Origin of the sequence: Brachybacterium sp. sponge (assembly GCF_001613775.1) — a bacterium.
Taxonomy (GTDB): domain Bacteria; phylum Actinomycetota; class Actinomycetes; order Actinomycetales; family Dermabacteraceae; genus Brachybacterium; species Brachybacterium conglomeratum.
Genome location: NZ_LRMP01000002.1, coordinates 445,151 through 460,515, shown reverse-complemented (window position 1 = coordinate 460,515; position 15,365 = coordinate 445,151). Strand labels below are relative to the sequence as shown.

Here is a 15,365-nt window from a genome sequence, read left to right as displayed (position 1 = left end):
GTAGCGGCCGCAGGTGTCGCGCAGGTGTCGGAGTCGACCGGGTTCAGCCCAGCGCCCCCACCCATTCGCTCGCGCCGTCGTCGAAGACCTGGTGCTTCCAGATCGGGACGCGCAGCTTGACGGTGTCCACGAGCTCGTCGCAGGCGACGAAGGCCTGCTTGCGGTGCGGGGCCGCGATCGCGCACACGAGGGCGGAGTCGCCGATGGCGAGGGGGCCGACGCGATGGGCGACCGCGACGAGGACGTCCGGATAGCGCTCTGCGATCTCGGCGGCGACCTCGGCGATCACGGCGGGGGCGGAGGGGTGGGAGGTGTACTCGAGCCGGTCCACGCCGCGCCCGCCGTCGTGGTCGCGCACCACGCCGTCGAAGGTGACCACGGCGCCGCAGCGCGGGTCGGCCACTGCCTCCGCCATGGCGGCCACGGTGATCTCCTCGGTGCCGACCGCGGCATGGCGCACCCGCTGCGGGGCCTCCCCCATCGCGGGGTCGCCCGCGATCCGCAGCCCCTGGGCCTGGGCGTCGCCGCGCTCGTCGGCGCCGACCGCCGGGAAGGCGGTCGTACCGCGGGTGGGATCGGACTGGTCCGACGGGGTCGCCGGATCCGTCGCCTCCGCGATCGGGTCGGTCCCGCTCATCGCCGCCGTGGTCGTGGCGGCGCGGGCCGAGCCGGCCGAGTCGTCGGCCCCGTCGGCCCTCGCCCTGCTCTCCGGCCCGTGGTCCCCGCCGTCGCGCTGCTCGAGCAGGTGGTCCAGCAGCGGGTCGATCACGGCGATGCCGTCCTTCACCCCGCCGCGGGAGCCGGGCAGGTTCGCCACGAAGCTCCGTCCCGCCATGCCGGCGATGCCGCGGCTGAGCAGGGCGGTGGCCTTCGCCGACTCGCCCCGGCGGCGCACGGCCTCGAGGATCCCGGGCATCTCCCGTTCGATCAGCGGTGCGGTCTGCTCGGGGGTGACGTCGGTGGGGCTGATGCCGGTGCCGCCGGAGGTGATGACCACGTCGACCCCGTCGGCGATCGCCTCGGCGAGCGCGCGCCCCACTTCGGGGCCGTCGGCCACGACCTGCTTCTCGACGGGGGTCAGGCCCCGACCGCACAGCCATCGCTCGAGCCGCGGGCCGGTGCGGTCCTCGTAGGTGCCGTCGGCCGCGCGGGTCGAGGCGATGACGATCCGGGCGCTGCCGTGCAGGAGCGGCGGCGCGTCCGGATCCTCGCGCACCGTGCAGTCCTCGTCGGTGCGCCGGGCGGGCATCTGCCTCATCGTTCCTCCTCCTGCGTCATCGCTGGTGGCGCGCAGTCATCGCTGGTCATGCACGGCCATCGCTCGTCATGCGCGGCCCTCGCCGGTCGCGCGCGGTCATCCCTGGTCCTCACGGCGCCAGTCCCCGCTCTTCCCGCCGGACTTCGCGAGCACGCGGATCTCCTCGATCACGGCGAGGTGGTCCACGGCCTTGATCATGTCGTAGAGGGTCAGCGCCGCGGTGCTCGCCGCTGTCAGCGCCTCCATCTCCACACCGGTGACGCCCTTGGTGCGCACCCTCGCGGTGATCTCGACGCGGTCCCCGCGCGGGTCGAGGTCCACCTCGATGCCGGTCAGCGGCAGCGGATGGCACAGCGGGATCAGCTCGGCAGTGCGCTTGGCGCCCATGATCCCGGCCAGGCGCGTGGTGGCGAGCGCCTCGCCCTTGGGCAGGTCGCCGCTCGCGATCCGGGCCACCACGTCCTCCCGGGTGACGAGGACGGCGCGGGCGGTCGCCTCGCGGGAGGTGACCTGCTTGGCGGTCACGTCGACCATGTGGGCGGTGCCGTCGGCCCGCACGTGCGAGAGCTCGCCCGCGTCGGTCGACCGGCCGGCGGGGTCGGGGGCGGTGGTCATGAGTCTCCTCCGGGGATCAGCAGGGTCTCGAGCAGGTCGCCGTCGCGCACGACGGCGGTGCCGACGGGGACGATCGCGAGCGCATCGGCCGCGGCGTACCCGCCGATCAGGTGCGAGGACGCGCCGCCCACCAGGCGCACGTGCCCGGAGGGCAGGACCCTCGCCCGACGGTACTGCTCCAGGTGCTCGGGCGAGGACTCCTCGGCCTCGAGGCGGACGGGCAGGCGCAGCCGCCGGCGCGGCGGCGCGCCGAGGGCGGGGCGGGCGATCAGCTCGCAGCTCAGCAGCGCGGAGACCGGGTTGCCGGGGAAGGCGAGCCAGGGCACGCGCCGCCCGTCCACCTCGAGGGTGCCGATGCCCTGGGGGCCGCCGGGCTGCATCGCGAGGGTGGGGAAGGCGAGGGTCGTCCCGGGCAGTTCGGCGGCGTGGCGCACCACCTCGAAGGCACCCATGCTCACGCCGCCGCTGGTGACGATCAGGTCGGCGTCGTGCGCGAGGACCTCGTCGCGCAGTCGCTCCAGCAGCAGGGTCGCGTCGTCGGGTACGGCGCCGCGGTGGACCACCTCGGCGCCCGCCTCGGTGAGCGCGGCGGCGAGTCCGGGTCCGTTCGCGTCGTGGAGGGTGCCGGGGGCGGGCTCCGCACCCGAGGGGACGCGCACCTCGGACCCGGTCGAGAGCACCACGACCCGCACCGGCGCACCCACCTCGACCTCGCTCAGGCCGCAGGCGGCGAGGTGCGCGATCCGCGCGGGGGTGAGCATCTGCCCCTCGCGCAGCACGGTGTCGCCGCGGTGGGTGTCGGAACCGCGGCGGCGCACGAAGCGGCCGGGGGCGGCATCGGCCGGAGTGAGCGTCACGGTCTCCGAGTCCGTGCCGTGCGCGGAGTCCGCTCCTCCGGCACCCGCTCCGCCTCCCTCGGCACCCGCGCCGCCGAAGTCGAAGCGCCCCTGGGCGCTCTCCTCGACCGGGATCACGAGGTCCGCGCCGTCCGGGACCGGCGCACCGGTCATGATCGGCCGTGCCTGCCCGGGCTCGAGTCGGCCCGGCGCATCGCCGGCCGCGATCGTCGGCCCGAGCGGGAGCGTCACCGCGGCGCCGGGGCCCGCGAGATCGGCCGACGCGACGGCGAAGCCGTCCATCTGCGAGTTGTCCACCCCGGGCACGTCCACGTGCGAGCGCAGCGGCCGGGCGGCGACACGGCCGACGGCCCGGCCGTCCAGCGCGACCGGCTCGGTCACCCGCACGGCGGCGAGCAGCGCGACGGCGTCGGCCACGTGGTCGGCCAGCGGGCTGCGCTGCGCACGGGTCATCGCTCGGACCTCCTTCTCCTGTGCCTCATCGGCCCGTCCTGGTCCCCTCCAGTATGGCGCTCGCGACCGCCGCTGCCCGACCGGACTCCGGACGCGCGGGCCCCTCCCCCGTCCGGCCCGCTCCAGACTCCGCCCTTACCCGGTCCGGCTTCGGCCCTGACCCGGTCCGCGTCCGGTCAGCGCCTGGACCGTGCCCGGTCTGTGTCGCGTCAGTGCCCGGTCCCACCCCGAGGTCCCGCCCCCGCCCCGCCGAGTCGTCCTATCCTGGAGGGACCCCGGAGCTGCCGGGCCGCTGAGCAGGAGGTGCGCGCATGTCGTCCCGACGGGTCTCCCTCGGCATCCCGGTGCCGCGCCGCACCGACGAGGCGGCCGACGCGCTCCCGGACACCACCGACCGACCGGACACTCCGGCGCTCGCGGACCGCTTCGGACGCGAGGCCACGGACCTGCGCCTGTCGCTGACCGATTTCTGCAACTTGCGCTGCACCTACTGCATGCCCGAGTCCGGGATGGTGTTCCTCAAGAAGGACCAGCTGCTCTCGGTCGAGGAGATCGTGCGCCTGGTGCGCATCGGGGTGGAGCGGCTCGGCATCGAGCAGGTCCGCTTCACCGGCGGGGAGCCGCTGACCCGGCCCGATCTCGAGGAGATCATCTCCGGGGTTGCCTCGCTGGAGCGCCGCCCCGACATCTCCCTGACCACCAACGCGATCGGCCTGGACCATCGGGCGGAGCGGCTGCGGGAAGCGGGGCTCGACCGGATCAACGTCTCGCTCGACTCGGTGGTCTCGGAGACCTTCGAGCGCCTCACCCGCAGGCCCCTGCTGCACCGTGTGCTCGCCGGGATCGACGGGGCGCGCGCGGCGGGCCTGGACCCGATCAAGGTCAACGCGGTGCTGATGCCCGGGATCAACGACCACGAGCTGCCCGATCTGCTGGACTGGTGCCTCGAGCGGGACCTGCAGCTGCGGGTGATCGAGCAGATGCCGCTGGACGCGGACCACCGCTGGGAGCGCTCGACCATGATCACCGCCGGGGACGTGCACGAGATGCTCGCGCCCCGATATGCGCTCGCCCCGGTCGCCGAGCCGCGCGACGGCGCGCCCGCCGAGCTGTACGAGGTCGCCGACCGCGCCACCGGCCAGCACCGAGGCCGGGTGGGGATCATCGCCTCGGTGACGCGCCCCTTCTGCGCCGACTGCCGCCGCACCCGCCTGACCGCCGAAGGCCGCGTGCGCACCTGCCTGTTCTCCCGCGAGGAGACCGACCTGCGCACCGCCCTGCGCTCGGGAGCGGATGACGAGGCGATCGCCGAGATCTGGCGCGCCGCCCAGTGGGGCAAGAAGGCAGGCCACGGCATGGACCGAGCCGATTTCGTGCAGCCGGAGCGCCCGATGAGCGCGATCGGCGGATGAGGAGTACCCGATGACCGACACCGCAGCCACCGACGCCTCCGCACCCGAGATCGCGGTGCGCCTCTTCGCGGGCGCCGCCGCCGAGTTGGGGGCCGACGACGCGACCGTGCGCGCCCGCACCGTGGGCGAGCTCGTCCAGGCCCTCACCGCAGGTGCGACCCCTGAGGCGGCCCGGGTGATCGGTCGCTCGAGCCTCCTGGTCGACGGCGTGGCCTGCACCGATCACGGCCGCGTGCTCGCCCCCGGCTCGCGCGTGGACGTGCTCCCGCCCTTCGCCGGCGGCTGAGCCCGCACGCTGCCCGACCGTTGAGCCCGGGCACTTCCTGACAGCTGAGCCCGGGTCCTGCCCGGCGGCAGGGGTCGCGCCCTGCCGGGCCGTGTCAGAGCCGCTGGATCTCGACCTCGCTGCCGGCCAGCCCGTCGAAGCCGCCCGTGAGCGAGCGCACCCGGATCCCCCGCTTTGCGAGCGCCCTCTGCGTGCTCGCCGAGCGCTTGCCCGCCGCGCAGTACAGCACCGCGCCCGCGACCTCGTGATCGGCACCGCGCAGCAGCTCCCCCATCGGGAGGTGCTCGGCGCCGGCGACCATGCCGCCCTCGGCAAGCTCCCGCTCCTCGCGGATGTCGATCACCCTCGTCCCGGCCGCGAGCAGGGCGGGCAGCTCCTCGGCGGTGACCTCGTCGCGGGCAGGGCCCGTCGGCCCCGGCAGCCCGCAGGTGAGCATCACGTCCTCGATCTCCGTGACCGGCAGCCGCTGCGGGTCCCGGACCAGCGGCAGCTCGTCCCAGCGGGCGCGCAGCGCGTCGTAGAGTGCGAGTCGCCCGAAGAGCACGTCGCCCATCCCGGCGAGCACCTTCACGGCCTCCATCGCCATGGTCGAGCCGATCACGCCGCAGAGCATCCCGAGCACCCCGGCCTCCGCGCAGCTGGGCACCTCGCCGGGCCGCGGCGGGACAGGGTGGACGTCGCGATAGGTGACGCCGCGCCCGCCTGCGCCCCAGAACACGCTGACCTGTCCGGAGAAGGCGAGGATCGAGCCCCACACCAGCGGCAGGTCGAGGATCTCGCAGGCATCGGAGGCGAGATAGCGGGTGGGGAAGTTGTCGGTCCCGTCCAGGACGAGGTCGTGGCCCTCGAGCTGCTCGAGGGCGTTCGCGGGGGTGAGGGTCTCGACCACGGCGCGCACCGAGACCTGCGGCGACTGCGCGTGCAGGTGCTCGGCGGCGGCGACGGCCTTGGAACGGCCGAGGTCCGCCTCGGTGAACAGCACCTGCCGATGCAGGTTCGTCGCGTCGACGGTGTCGGGGTCGAACAGGGTGATCTCGCCGATCCCCGCCGCCGCGAGATAGGTCAGGGCCGGGGCGCCGAGCCCGCCCGCGCCGATCACCGCGACCCGTGCCCCGGCGAGGCGGCGCTGACCGGTCTCGCCCAGCTGCGGCAGTCGCATCTGGCGCAGGTACCGGCCGAGATCGTGCCGCTGCGCCGCGGGCCGGTCAGCCGGCACGGCGCGGTCGCGGATCCGGGGCGGGACGGGGACGGGCAGGTCGGCGGAGCTCATGGGCCCAGTCTCCCCCACGTCCCGCGGTGAGGTGCGACCTCGGTCCCGCAGACACCGGGCGCGCCGCCACGAGACCGGGGGTCCAGGCTCCGGGCTCGGCCCACGAGGTCCGTTTTCCGCCGGTCAGGTCAGGGCCGGCCCCACGAACGGGGACGGGGCCCCGGGCGTCTCCGCCCGGGGCCCCGTCCTCAGGGTGCGTCCGCTCAGCCTTCGAGCTTGGCGGAACCCGTCACGTAACCGATCTTGGTCCAGTCCGGCCGCTCGAAGCCCCACGCGCCGAAGTTCGCGAGGTCCTCGTTCTGGACGAAGAAGTCGTAGGACTGCCACAGCGGGACGACCCCGGCGAGCTCCCACAGGTTCGCGTCGATCTGGTTGATCAGCTCGAGGCGCGCGGCCGGGTCGGTCTCGACGGCTGCCTGGTCGATGAGCTTGTCCGTGTCCGGATCGCCGACCTTGCCGAAGTTCTGCTCGCCCTCGGACTTCCAGATGGAGTCGCCGGAGGAGAGGAACGGGTTGCCGACCCAGCCGAAGAGGGTGAGGTCGAACTCGCCGGGGATGACGTACTTCGAGAAGAGGTCCGTCGGCGGAACCTTCTGGACCTTCATGGTGATGCCCACAGCCTTGAGCTGCTCCTGGACCACCGGGACCACGGCCTCGTTGGTCTTCGAGCCGTCGTTGTAGACGTAGGTGATCTCGATCGGCGTGCCGTCCTTGGAGGCGACGAGGCTCTCGCCCTCGCCCTCCAGGGTGTAGCCCGCGTCCTCGAGCAGCTTCTTCGCGGCCTCGGGGTCGTAGCTGCCGAGGTCGCCGGCGTTGTCCTGGTACCCCTCCTGGTTGGTCATCAGGAGGTGGTTGTTCAGCGGCTCGGTGTTCTCCGGGTAGGGCATCGTGGCGTTGACCGAGAGGAAGACCTCCTCGCGGTCGATCGCACGGAAGATCGCCTGGCGCACGGCCTGGTCGGCCAGCGGCCGGCCCTCGGCGCCGTTGAGGGTGATGTGGGTCCAGTTCGGGCCGGCGGCCTGACGGAGCACCGCACCGTTGCCGATCAGCGGCTCGACCACCGAGTAGGTCGCCGGGACGGTGGTCTCGATGACGTCCAGCTGGCCGTTCTGGAAGCTGGTCGCGGTCGCGGCCGGATCCTCGATGGTGGTGAACAGGACCTGCGAGAGGAACGGCTTGTCGCCCCACCAGTTCTCGTCGGGCTCGACCAGCACGGTCTTGTTGCCGGAGTCGATCTTGCCGATCTTGAAGGGGCCGGCCGTGACCTGCGGCCCCTCGAGCCAGCCGGTGTTGAAGGCCTCGGCCGATTCGGCGAGGGAGTCCGGCATGACCGCAGCGAGGCCGATCCAGTCGGCGTACTTCTCCTTGAAGGTGATCACTGCGATCAGGTCGCTGTCGCCCTGCTCGATCTTCTCGACCTTGTTGTAGCCCTCGGAGGACGCGATCGCGTACTCCTCCTGGGAGCCGTCCATGACCTTGAAGACGTTCTCGATCGACTTGTAGTCGATCGGGGTGCCGTCGGACCAGCTCATGCCCTCGTTGAGCTCGATCTCCATGACCTGCGGATCCTCGGAGGTCAGCTCGATGCGCTTGGTGTAGTGCGGGTTCGCGGAGACCTCACCGGCAGCGTTCGACCACCACACCTCGAGCGGGAAGATCGTCCGCAGGATGTCGGAGGTGTTGGCCTCGTTGCCGTCGGAGTGGAACGGGTTCCAGTTCGCGGGGAACGCATTATTGGCCAGGCGGAGGACGCCGCCCTCGCCGATCTCCTCGCGCTCCTTGGGGTTGATGTCGTTCTGGTCGGAGGCGATCTGCTCGCCCTCGCCGCCGCCGTCGGAGGCGCCGCCGCTGCCGCCGGTCCCCGGGTCCTGGCTGCACGCCGCCAGCGCGGTCATCGAGACGGTCAGAGCCGTCGCCCCCAGGATGGAACGCCGCGTCACACGCATATGAATCTCCTTCGCTCACGGTCCTCGAGATCATCGAGCCCGCTGGATGCACTGTCCCGGCAGATGTGGTCGGCGTTGACCACCGTGGTCGCGCCCTTCTCGCCGGTGTGAGCAGTCTGTCACCGGCGAGTTCCCGACGCGGACCAGGAACGCCCTTGTTACCCGTTCGCAACATGCAGGGCATCTGTCCGCGACCGACCCGGCACGGCCCCTCTCCCGGCGCGCCGACGACGGGCGGCGCACTGTGAGCGCCGCCCGTCGTCTCAAGCGTCCTCCCTGGTCAGGGAAGGGTCACTGGGAGTCCTCCCGGTCCGCGAGGAAGCCGCCGAAAGTTCCTTCGAAGGCCTTGCGGTCGATGGCCTTTCGCCGCCGCGAGCGAGCCACCTCGGGGTCCGGGATCGGCACCGCGGAGAGCAGCTCCTTGCTGTAGGGATGCTGCGGGTTCGTGAAGACCTCCTCGGTGTCGCCCAGCTCGACGATCCTCCCCTTCTGCATCACGGCGATGCGGTCGGAGATGTGGCGGACCACGGAGAGGTCGTGCGAGACGAACAGGAAGCTCACCCCGAGGCGCGCCCGGAGGTCGGCGAGCATCGCGAGCACGCCGGCCTGGACGGTGACGTCCAGCGCCGAGGTGGGCTCGTCGAGGATGATCAGCTTCGGGTCGCAGGCCAGCGCACGGGCCACGCCGACGCGCTGTCGCTGGCCGCCGGAGAACTCGGTGGGGAAGCGCGCAGCATGCTCTGGCAGCAGGCCCACCATCTTCAGCAGCCAGTCCACCCGCTCGTCCATGCGCTCCTTGCTGTAGCCCTGGACGCGCATCGGCTCCTTGATGATGTCCGCGATCGGCATCCTGGGGTCGAGGGAGGCCATCGGGTCCTGGAAGACCACCGTGATGTCGGAGCGCAGCGACGCCCGTTCCGCGCGGGTCAGCGCGCCGGTCTCCGTGCCGCCGATGCGGATGACCCCCTCCTGCGGGGTGCGCAGCTGCATGATCTCCATCAGCGTGGTGGTCTTCCCGCTGCCGGACTCGCCGACCAGCGCCAGGCACTCCCCCTCGCGGATGTCGAAGGAGATGCCGTCCACGGCACGCTGCTCGCCGATCTTCCGGCGCACGATCGCGCCCTTGGTGATCGGGAAGACCTTCGCCAGGTCCTCGACCTCGAGCACAGTCGGCAGCTCCTCGCGCGGCGGCCGGTCCTCGCCGAGGTCGGCGAGCTTCTGCATCGCGGAGCCGGCGACGCTGCGGGACTCGCCCGCCTCGCCGGCGTCGACCCGCGGGACGGCGGCCAGCAGGTCCTGCGTGTACTTCTCGCGGGGGCTGTAGAAGATCTCGTCGACGGTGCCGAGCTCGACCATCCGCGACTCCTTCATGACCAGGACCCGGTCGGCGAAGCCCGCGACCACGCCCATGTCATGGGTGATCAGCACCGTCGCGGCGCCGATGAGCTCCTGCGCGGACTTCAGCAGGTCCATCACCTGCGCCTGGATCGTCACGTCCAGGGCGGTGGTGGGCTCGTCGGCGATGATCAGCTCCGGCTCGTTCGCGATCGCCATCGCGATCATCGCGCGCTGGCGCATGCCGCCGGAGAACTCGTGGGGGTACTGGCTCGCACGACGACCGGGCTCGGGGATGCCCACCGCGTCCAGCAGCTCCTCGGCCCGCTGGCGGGCGCGGACCTTAGAGACCTCGGGATGGTGGATCCGCACGACCTCGGCGATCTGGTCCCCCACCCGGTACACCGGCGTGAGCGCCGAGAGCGGGTCCTGGAAGACCATGGAGATCGTGTTGCCGCGCAGGCGCGAGAGCTGCTTGTCGTCGAGCTCGAACATCCTGTGGCCGAGCATCTCGATCTCGCCGCTGATGGTGGCCGTGCGCGGGAGCAGGCCCATCACGGCCAGGGAGCTGACGGACTTGCCGGAGCCGGACTCGCCGACGATGGCGAGGGCCTCGCCCTTGTGCACCTCGTAGCTGAGGTCCTGGACGGCGCGCACGGTCCCGTACTCGGAGGGGAAGGAGACGTTCAGGTCCCGTACGGAAAGGATCGGTTCGGACATTCTTCTTCCTCAGATCCGGCTGGAGCCGCTGGTCGGGTCGAGGGCGTCGCGCAGCGCTTCGCCCATCAGGTTGATGGAGATGACCAGGGCGGCCAGCACCACCGCGGGCGGGATCCAGGTGTAGGGGGCGGAGATGTTGTAGTCCTGCAGGACGGTGCCGAGGGACACCTGCGGGTACTGGATGCCGAAGCCGATGAACGACAGTCCGGTCTCGCCGAGGATCGCGGCGCTCACGCCGAGCGTGGTGTCGATGATGATCCAGCTGGCGATGTTCGGGATGATGTGCCGCGTCATGGTGACGATCGGGTTCACGCCCATGAACCGGGCCGCCTCGACGTACTCGGTGCGCACCAGCTGCTGGGTCATCGCGCGCAGCACACGGGCGGTGAGCATCCAGGCGAAGCCCGCCAGCAGCGGGATCATCCACAGCCAGCTCGCCTGCTGCAGCGCGGGGCTGAACAGCATCAGCAGCAGGATCGAGGGGATCACCAGGAACAGGTTGATGAGGTTCACCAGGGCGCCGTCGACGAACGCGCCCCACTTCCCCTTGTGGCTCACGTACCCGGCGACAATGCCGACGAGGAGAGCGAGGAAGGTCGTCAGGACCGCGGTGCCGATGCCGATGACCAGCGAGATGCGCAGGCCCTGCATCGTCCGGGCGAAGATGTCCAGCCCGTTCTCGTTCACGCCGAACCAGTGGTACGGGCTCGGGCCGGTCAGGGCGTTGCGCAGGTCCCGCTCGAACGGGCCGTACTGGTAGACCATCGGGCCGATGATCGCCATCAGCACGAGCGCCGCGAAGATGACCATGCCGATCCATGCGCTCGGGTTGCGCAGGAACCGGCGCCGCAGGAGCTCGCCGCGGCTGAGCGACTCGATCGCCGGGCCGGCGCTCTCGTCGAGCTGGGCGTCCTGCAGGTCGGGGTCGTCGACCCCGGAGCCGATGACGGGATTCGCCTCGGGATCGGTGGACCGGCGCAGCTTGGAGGCGTCCTCGGTGCCGCGGATGTCGTTGGGGTTCGTCATCGTGTCACCGGATCCTCGGGTCGAGCGCACCCTGCAGGATGTCTGCGAAGGTGGCGGAGAGCAGGGTCAGGATCGCCGTGTACAGGACGACGCCGGCGGTGCCGTTGACGTCGGCCATCTGGATCGCGGAGATCGCGAAGCGGCCGATGCCCTGCCAGTTGAACATCAGCTCGACGAACAGCGAGCCGGAGAACGCGCCGCCGACGGCGAAGGCGAAGTACTGGCCCATGGGGATCAGCGCCATCCGCAGGCCGTGGCGGTTCATCGCCTTGCCGCGGGTGAGGCCCTTGGCCCGAGCGGTGCGGAGGTAGTCGCTGCCCAGCACGTCCAGGGTCGTCACCTTCATGTACCGCGAGTAGGAGGCGGCGGCGGTGACGGCCAGCACGATCGTGGGCATGACCAGGGCCTTGGCCTGGTACTTGAAGGACTCCCAGGAGCCCGGTTCGAGCAGCGGGTTGATCGGGTTGATCGCCGGGAGCCCCCAGCCGGAGAGGTCCATGATCCCCTGGTTGGCCTGCTGGACGATCAGGATGATCACCGGGGTGGGCAGGGAGAGGATGAAGAAGGCGAGCAGCGTCGAGAGGCGGTCGCCGACCGAGTCGCGGCGCACCGCGGCGAGCATGCCCAAGACGATGCCGAGCACGGTGCCGATCGCGGTGCCGAGGACGACCAGGCGCAGGCTGATCGGGATCCGGGTCTTCAGCTCGTCGAGCACCGGGACCATCGACTTGTTCGTGCCGGTGGTCACGCCGAGGTCACCGCGGATGAGGCCGCCGAGCCAGTTGGCGTACCGCTCGAACAGCGGGGTGTCGGGGTTGACGTTGCGCACGTCGAGGTAGTGCTGGGCGGTCGCCGCCGGGACCGGCTCCGTCGCGATCGGCGGGTACAGCACCTCTTCGGGATGCATGAGCGAGGCGGACAGGAGGTACGCGAAGCTCGTGGCGACGAACGCCAGGATCACGTAGGTCAGCACTCTGAGGGAGACGAACCTAATCACGCTTCCCCCTCGACACGCTGTTGATCATCCGTCGGGTCCCTTCCCTGCGTCATCCGTCTCGTCGTCGGCGCGCCGCGGGCGCGCCCTGTCCCACCGGGGCGGCGCCACGCTCGGTCACGGCGACGTGACCCGGCGGCCATGTACGCCCGGGACCTGGTTGTGGCCCAGGTCTCTCGGCAGGCACGGCTCACCATAACGCCTGCGATGGACGCGGCTTGACGAAACTGACCCACGGGTACGGGGTGCGGCGAAGCTATGCTCGAATCGTGACCTTTCTGCACCTGCTCGTGCTCGCGCTCGGCATCGTCGCCGCGATCGCGCTGAGCGATCTGCTCGGACACCGGGGAGTCGGCGCGTGGCCCATCGGGCTCGGGGCCCTCGTCCTGGCCCTGGGCGCCGGGCTCCTCTACAGCCCCTGGCTCGCCGCCCTGTCCCTCGGTCTCGCCCTCGGGGCGGCGATCTCGATGATGGCCTCCTGGGCCCGCGACATCGTCCGACGCCGCCACGCCCGGCGCGAGCAGACGCGACGATCCCAGGACGCTCGACGGAGCCAGCTGGAGGAGTCTGGCACCTCGCGTCGCTGAGGGACGCAGGAGCGTCACAGCGCCAGGACGAGCACGCTCCGCTCCGGCGCACTGGCGAGCTCGCCGCTCCCGGCCTCCGTCGGGCCGTCGGCCTCCGTCCAGCCGTTAGCCGCTGCGCCGCCGTCGGGTCCCGTCCCGCTGTCGTCCGTCCCGCCGCCGTCGGGCCCCTCCGATTCCAGGAGCACCATCGAGTCCGCCCGTCCGTAGGGGGCGAGCCGCCGACCCGGCACGAGGTGCACGACCTCCCGGCCGTCGGCCGCGATCTCCCGCCGCCCGGGCAGGGCGTGCACGGTGCCGGCGGGACCGCGCCGGAGACCGTCCCCCTCCCCGCCCAGGAGCATCCGCCGGGGCGCGGCGCCGTCACGATCCAGCAGCGGGCGCACGAACAGGTGGTAGCCCACCAGCGCGCCGACGGGCGTGCCCGGCAGGTGCACGACGGGGACACCGCCGGGCAGGGTGCCACGGCCCTGGGGACCGCCGGGGCGCAGTGCGAGATGCACGAAGCGGGAGGTCCCCGCTCCTCGCTCGCCGAGCAGCAGCTTCACGACGTCGTAGGCGCCGTGGCCGATTCCGCCGGTGGTGAGCACGAGGTCGGCCTCACCCGCCGCGATGTCGAGCGTCTCCCGCAGGTCAGCAGGGTCGTCGCCGCAGTGCCGGGGCGGGAGCGCATGCGCGCCGTCGGCGGCGAGGGCGGCGGCGAGCATCGTCCCGTTGGACTCGCGCACCGCGCCCGGCAGGGGGTCCGCGCCGGGTCGGTCGGAGGAGCTGTCCGCGGTGAGCTCGTCGCCCGTGACCACCACGGCGACGCGCAGCGGGCGGAGCACCTCGAGGGCGTCGATCCCGAGCGTCCGGGCGAGGCCGACGAGCCCCGCGCCGACGCGGTCCCCGGCCAGGGCCAGAGGCGCGTCCAGCGGGATCTCCTCCCCCGCCCCACGCACGTGACGGCCCGGGACGGGAAGGCTCTCGAGGGCGAGGGCGACGACGGCGGGGGCCGGACCGAAGGGGTCGGAGTCGGTCGCCTCCACCTCGACGACGGCGTCGGCGCCGCGGGGCACGGGGGCGCCGGTCATGATCCGGGCGGCGCTGCCCGAGGGCAGGTCGGGGACCTCGCCGGGGCGGGCCGGCAGCTCGGCCGCGACCGGGAGCACGGTGGTGCCGGGCGCGGTGAGATCCGCCCTCCGTACGGCGAAGCCGTCCATCGCCGCGATCGGCAGCGCCGGGACCTGCTCCGGGCTGCGCACCGCGGCGGCGAGCACCCGGCCGCGGGCCTGCTCGAGCGGGACGGTGTCGACGGAGCGCGGCGGCGTGACCGCGGTGAGGATCTCCTCGCGCCACTGCCAGGGCGAGAGTCTCTCGACGCTCATGGTCCTCCTTCTGCGGCGGGTCGAGGCGCAGGTCGCGGCGGGCCGATGTCGCCGCGGGCGAGGCTCCATGATCCCCCATGCCCGGCCGCGGCGGACGGGACCGTCGCTGGCTCCCGGCGGGCTGATCGCGGCTGCCGGCCCGCTTCGTCGCGGCCCCCGTCCATAGCCATGGCCACGAGCGGCGCGGCAGGTGCATCATGGTGGGCATGCGCGAGATCCGATACGACAGCTTCGGGGGCCCCGAGGTCCTGACCCTCCACCACGACGCCCCGGTGCCCGAGCCGGGCCCCGAGGAGGTCCTCGTCCAGGTCGGCTTCGTGGGGCTGAACCCGCTGGACTACAAGATCCGCGACGGGTCCTCGGGACGGGCGAAGGACCTCGCGCTGCCCGCGGGGACCGGCCGTGAGATGGCCGGCACCGTGATCGGCGCGGGCTCCGGCCTGGACGAGGCGGAGCTCGGCTCGCGCGGCCTCACCGTCGGCACGCGCGTGTTCGGCATGCGCGGCCCGAGCGATTCCCGCGGCGTCGCCGCCGAGGTCATCGCGATCTCGGCCGACGACCTCGCCCCGATCCCCGGCGAGACCGCCGAGGAGGACCTGCCCCGCTGGGCCGGGCTGGCGCTCGTCGGCCTCACCGCGATCGCCGTCGTGCAGGACACCGCCCGGATCGCCGAGCACGAGACGGTGCTGATCCACGGCGGCACCGGCGGCGTGGGCCAGCTGCTGATCCCGATGGCGCTCGAGGCCGGGGCCTCCCAGGTGCTCGCCACCGGCCGCGCCGCGAACGCCGAGCGGATCCGGGAGCTGGGCGCGACCCCGATCCCCTACGACACGAGCGACTGGGCCGAGGAGGTCCAGCGCCTCACCGACGGGCGCGGCGTCGACGTCGTGCTGGACACCCACTACCACTCGACCTTCCTGCCGAGCCTGGACCAGCTCGCCGACGGCGGCCGCATCGTCGCCCTGCCCAGCCTCGCCGACCTCTCCCCCGCCCTCGAGCGCGGTATCGAGGCGCGGGTGCCGTCGATCGTGCCGGGACGGGACCGGCTGGATCGCCTCGCGCAGGGCATCCGCTCGGGCCGCTATCCGCTGGAGGTCTCCGAGGTGCTGCCACTGGCGCAGATCGCCGAGGCGCACCGCCGGCTCGAGGAGGGCCACACCCGCGGCAAGCTGGTCCTGGACGTGCGCGCCTGAGCGACGACCCGTGCCGCGACGATCGGCGCCGCGGCATGGGCGGTACGCT

Annotated in this window: 13 protein-coding genes; 4 read left to right on the top strand and 9 right to left on the bottom strand. The window is 72.5% G+C overall.

Features of this window, described 5'->3' with window-relative positions; all coding sequences use genetic code 11:
- Window positions 1–43 precede the first annotated feature (43 nt).
- The 3 genes from A4A78_RS18305 to glp all read right to left on the bottom strand — a co-directional run bounded on the left by A4A78_RS18305 (window position 44) and on the right by glp (window position 3,183).
- The gene (locus tag A4A78_RS18305; protein ID WP_082835290.1) at window positions 44–1,258 is read right to left on the bottom strand and encodes a molybdenum cofactor biosynthesis protein MoaE; all 1,215 of its coding nucleotides are present in this window, start codon (window positions 1,256–1,258) and stop codon (window positions 44–46) included.
- A gap of 96 nt (window positions 1,259–1,354) precedes the next feature.
- The gene (gene moaC / locus A4A78_RS10105; RefSeq protein WP_062948857.1) at window positions 1,355–1,873 is read right to left on the bottom strand and encodes a cyclic pyranopterin monophosphate synthase MoaC; all 519 of its coding nucleotides are present in this window, start codon (window positions 1,871–1,873) and stop codon (window positions 1,355–1,357) included.
- A complete protein-coding gene (gene glp / locus A4A78_RS10100; protein WP_062948855.1) occupies window positions 1,870–3,183 on the bottom strand; it encodes a gephyrin-like molybdotransferase Glp in 1,314 nt (437 codons plus the stop codon). Before glp ends, moaC begins: the two co-directional genes overlap by 4 nt.
- A 311-nt stretch (window positions 3,184–3,494) precedes the next feature.
- On the opposite strand from glp, the gene moaA reads away from it, so the two are divergent.
- Both moaA and A4A78_RS10090 read left to right on the top strand, forming a co-directional pair.
- Window positions 3,495–4,595, top strand: a complete 1,101-nt coding sequence (gene moaA, locus A4A78_RS10095; RefSeq protein WP_062948853.1) for a GTP 3',8-cyclase MoaA — start codon at window positions 3,495–3,497, stop codon at window positions 4,593–4,595.
- Between the two features lie 10 nt (window positions 4,596–4,605).
- Window positions 4,606–4,881: a MoaD/ThiS family protein gene (locus A4A78_RS10090; protein WP_062948851.1), complete on the top strand. Its 276-nt coding sequence runs from the start codon at window positions 4,606–4,608 to the stop codon at window positions 4,879–4,881.
- 94 nt (window positions 4,882–4,975) lie between these two features.
- Here the strand turns inward: A4A78_RS10090 and A4A78_RS10085 are convergent, their stop codons facing one another.
- The 5 genes from A4A78_RS10085 to A4A78_RS10065 all read right to left on the bottom strand — a co-directional run bounded on the left by A4A78_RS10085 (window position 4,976) and on the right by A4A78_RS10065 (window position 12,175).
- On the bottom strand, window positions 4,976–6,151 hold the full coding sequence (locus A4A78_RS10085) for a ThiF family adenylyltransferase (protein ID WP_062948849.1): 1,176 nt from the start codon (window positions 6,149–6,151) through the stop codon (window positions 4,976–4,978).
- 203 nt (window positions 6,152–6,354) lie between these two features.
- On the bottom strand, window positions 6,355–8,097 hold the full coding sequence (locus A4A78_RS10080) for an ABC transporter family substrate-binding protein (protein ID WP_062948847.1): 1,743 nt from the start codon (window positions 8,095–8,097) through the stop codon (window positions 6,355–6,357).
- Window positions 8,098–8,388: 291 nt separating this feature from the next.
- Window positions 8,389–10,152: an ABC transporter ATP-binding protein gene (locus A4A78_RS10075; RefSeq protein ID WP_062948845.1), complete on the bottom strand. Its 1,764-nt coding sequence runs from the start codon at window positions 10,150–10,152 to the stop codon at window positions 8,389–8,391.
- 9 nt (window positions 10,153–10,161) lie between these two features.
- Window positions 10,162–11,178, bottom strand: a complete 1,017-nt coding sequence (locus tag A4A78_RS10070; RefSeq protein ID WP_062948843.1) for an ABC transporter permease — start codon at window positions 11,176–11,178, stop codon at window positions 10,162–10,164.
- A gap of 4 nt (window positions 11,179–11,182) precedes the next feature.
- Entirely contained in the window at window positions 11,183–12,175 is a 993-nt protein-coding gene (locus A4A78_RS10065; protein WP_040367497.1) for an ABC transporter permease, read from the bottom strand.
- 266 nt (window positions 12,176–12,441) lie between these two features.
- On the opposite strand from A4A78_RS10065, the gene A4A78_RS10060 reads away from it, so the two are divergent.
- On the top strand, window positions 12,442–12,759 hold the full coding sequence (locus A4A78_RS10060) for a hypothetical protein (protein ID WP_062948841.1): 318 nt from the start codon (window positions 12,442–12,444) through the stop codon (window positions 12,757–12,759).
- A 14-nt stretch (window positions 12,760–12,773) separates the two neighbouring features.
- Here the strand turns inward: A4A78_RS10060 and A4A78_RS10055 are convergent, their stop codons facing one another.
- Window positions 12,774–14,123, bottom strand: coding sequence for a molybdopterin molybdotransferase MoeA (locus tag A4A78_RS10055; RefSeq protein WP_082835289.1), 1,350 nt, complete (start codon window positions 14,121–14,123; stop codon window positions 12,774–12,776).
- Between the two features lie 206 nt (window positions 14,124–14,329).
- On the opposite strand from A4A78_RS10055, the gene A4A78_RS10050 reads away from it, so the two are divergent.
- Window positions 14,330–15,316: an NADP-dependent oxidoreductase gene (locus A4A78_RS10050; RefSeq protein ID WP_029360625.1), complete on the top strand. Its 987-nt coding sequence runs from the start codon at window positions 14,330–14,332 to the stop codon at window positions 15,314–15,316.
- Window positions 15,317–15,365: the final 49 nt, after the last annotated feature.

Bases quoted from the DNA above. Each gene is read 5' to 3' on its own strand.
- A4A78_RS18305 (WP_082835290.1), bottom strand. From the start codon at position 1,258: ATGAGGCAGATGCCCGCCCGGCGCACCGACGAGGACTGCACGGTGCGC.
- moaC (WP_062948857.1), bottom strand. From the start codon at position 1,873: ATGACCACCGCCCCCGACCCCGCCGGCCGGTCGACCGACGCGGGCGAG.
- glp (WP_062948855.1), bottom strand. From the start codon at position 3,183: ATGACCCGTGCGCAGCGCAGCCCGCTGGCCGACCACGTGGCCGACGCC.
- moaA (WP_062948853.1), top strand. From the start codon at position 3,495: ATGTCGTCCCGACGGGTCTCCCTCGGCATCCCGGTGCCGCGCCGCACC.
- A4A78_RS10090 (WP_062948851.1), top strand. From the start codon at position 4,606: ATGACCGACACCGCAGCCACCGACGCCTCCGCACCCGAGATCGCGGTG.
- A4A78_RS10085 (WP_062948849.1), bottom strand. From the start codon at position 6,151: ATGAGCTCCGCCGACCTGCCCGTCCCCGTCCCGCCCCGGATCCGCGAC.
- A4A78_RS10080 (WP_062948847.1), bottom strand. From the start codon at position 8,097: ATGCGTGTGACGCGGCGTTCCATCCTGGGGGCGACGGCTCTGACCGTC.
- A4A78_RS10075 (WP_062948845.1), bottom strand. From the start codon at position 10,152: ATGTCCGAACCGATCCTTTCCGTACGGGACCTGAACGTCTCCTTCCCC.
- A4A78_RS10070 (WP_062948843.1), bottom strand. From the start codon at position 11,178: ATGACGAACCCCAACGACATCCGCGGCACCGAGGACGCCTCCAAGCTG.
- A4A78_RS10055 (WP_082835289.1), bottom strand. From the start codon at position 14,123: ATGAGCGTCGAGAGACTCTCGCCCTGGCAGTGGCGCGAGGAGATCCTC.
- A4A78_RS10050 (WP_029360625.1), top strand. From the start codon at position 14,330: ATGCGCGAGATCCGATACGACAGCTTCGGGGGCCCCGAGGTCCTGACC.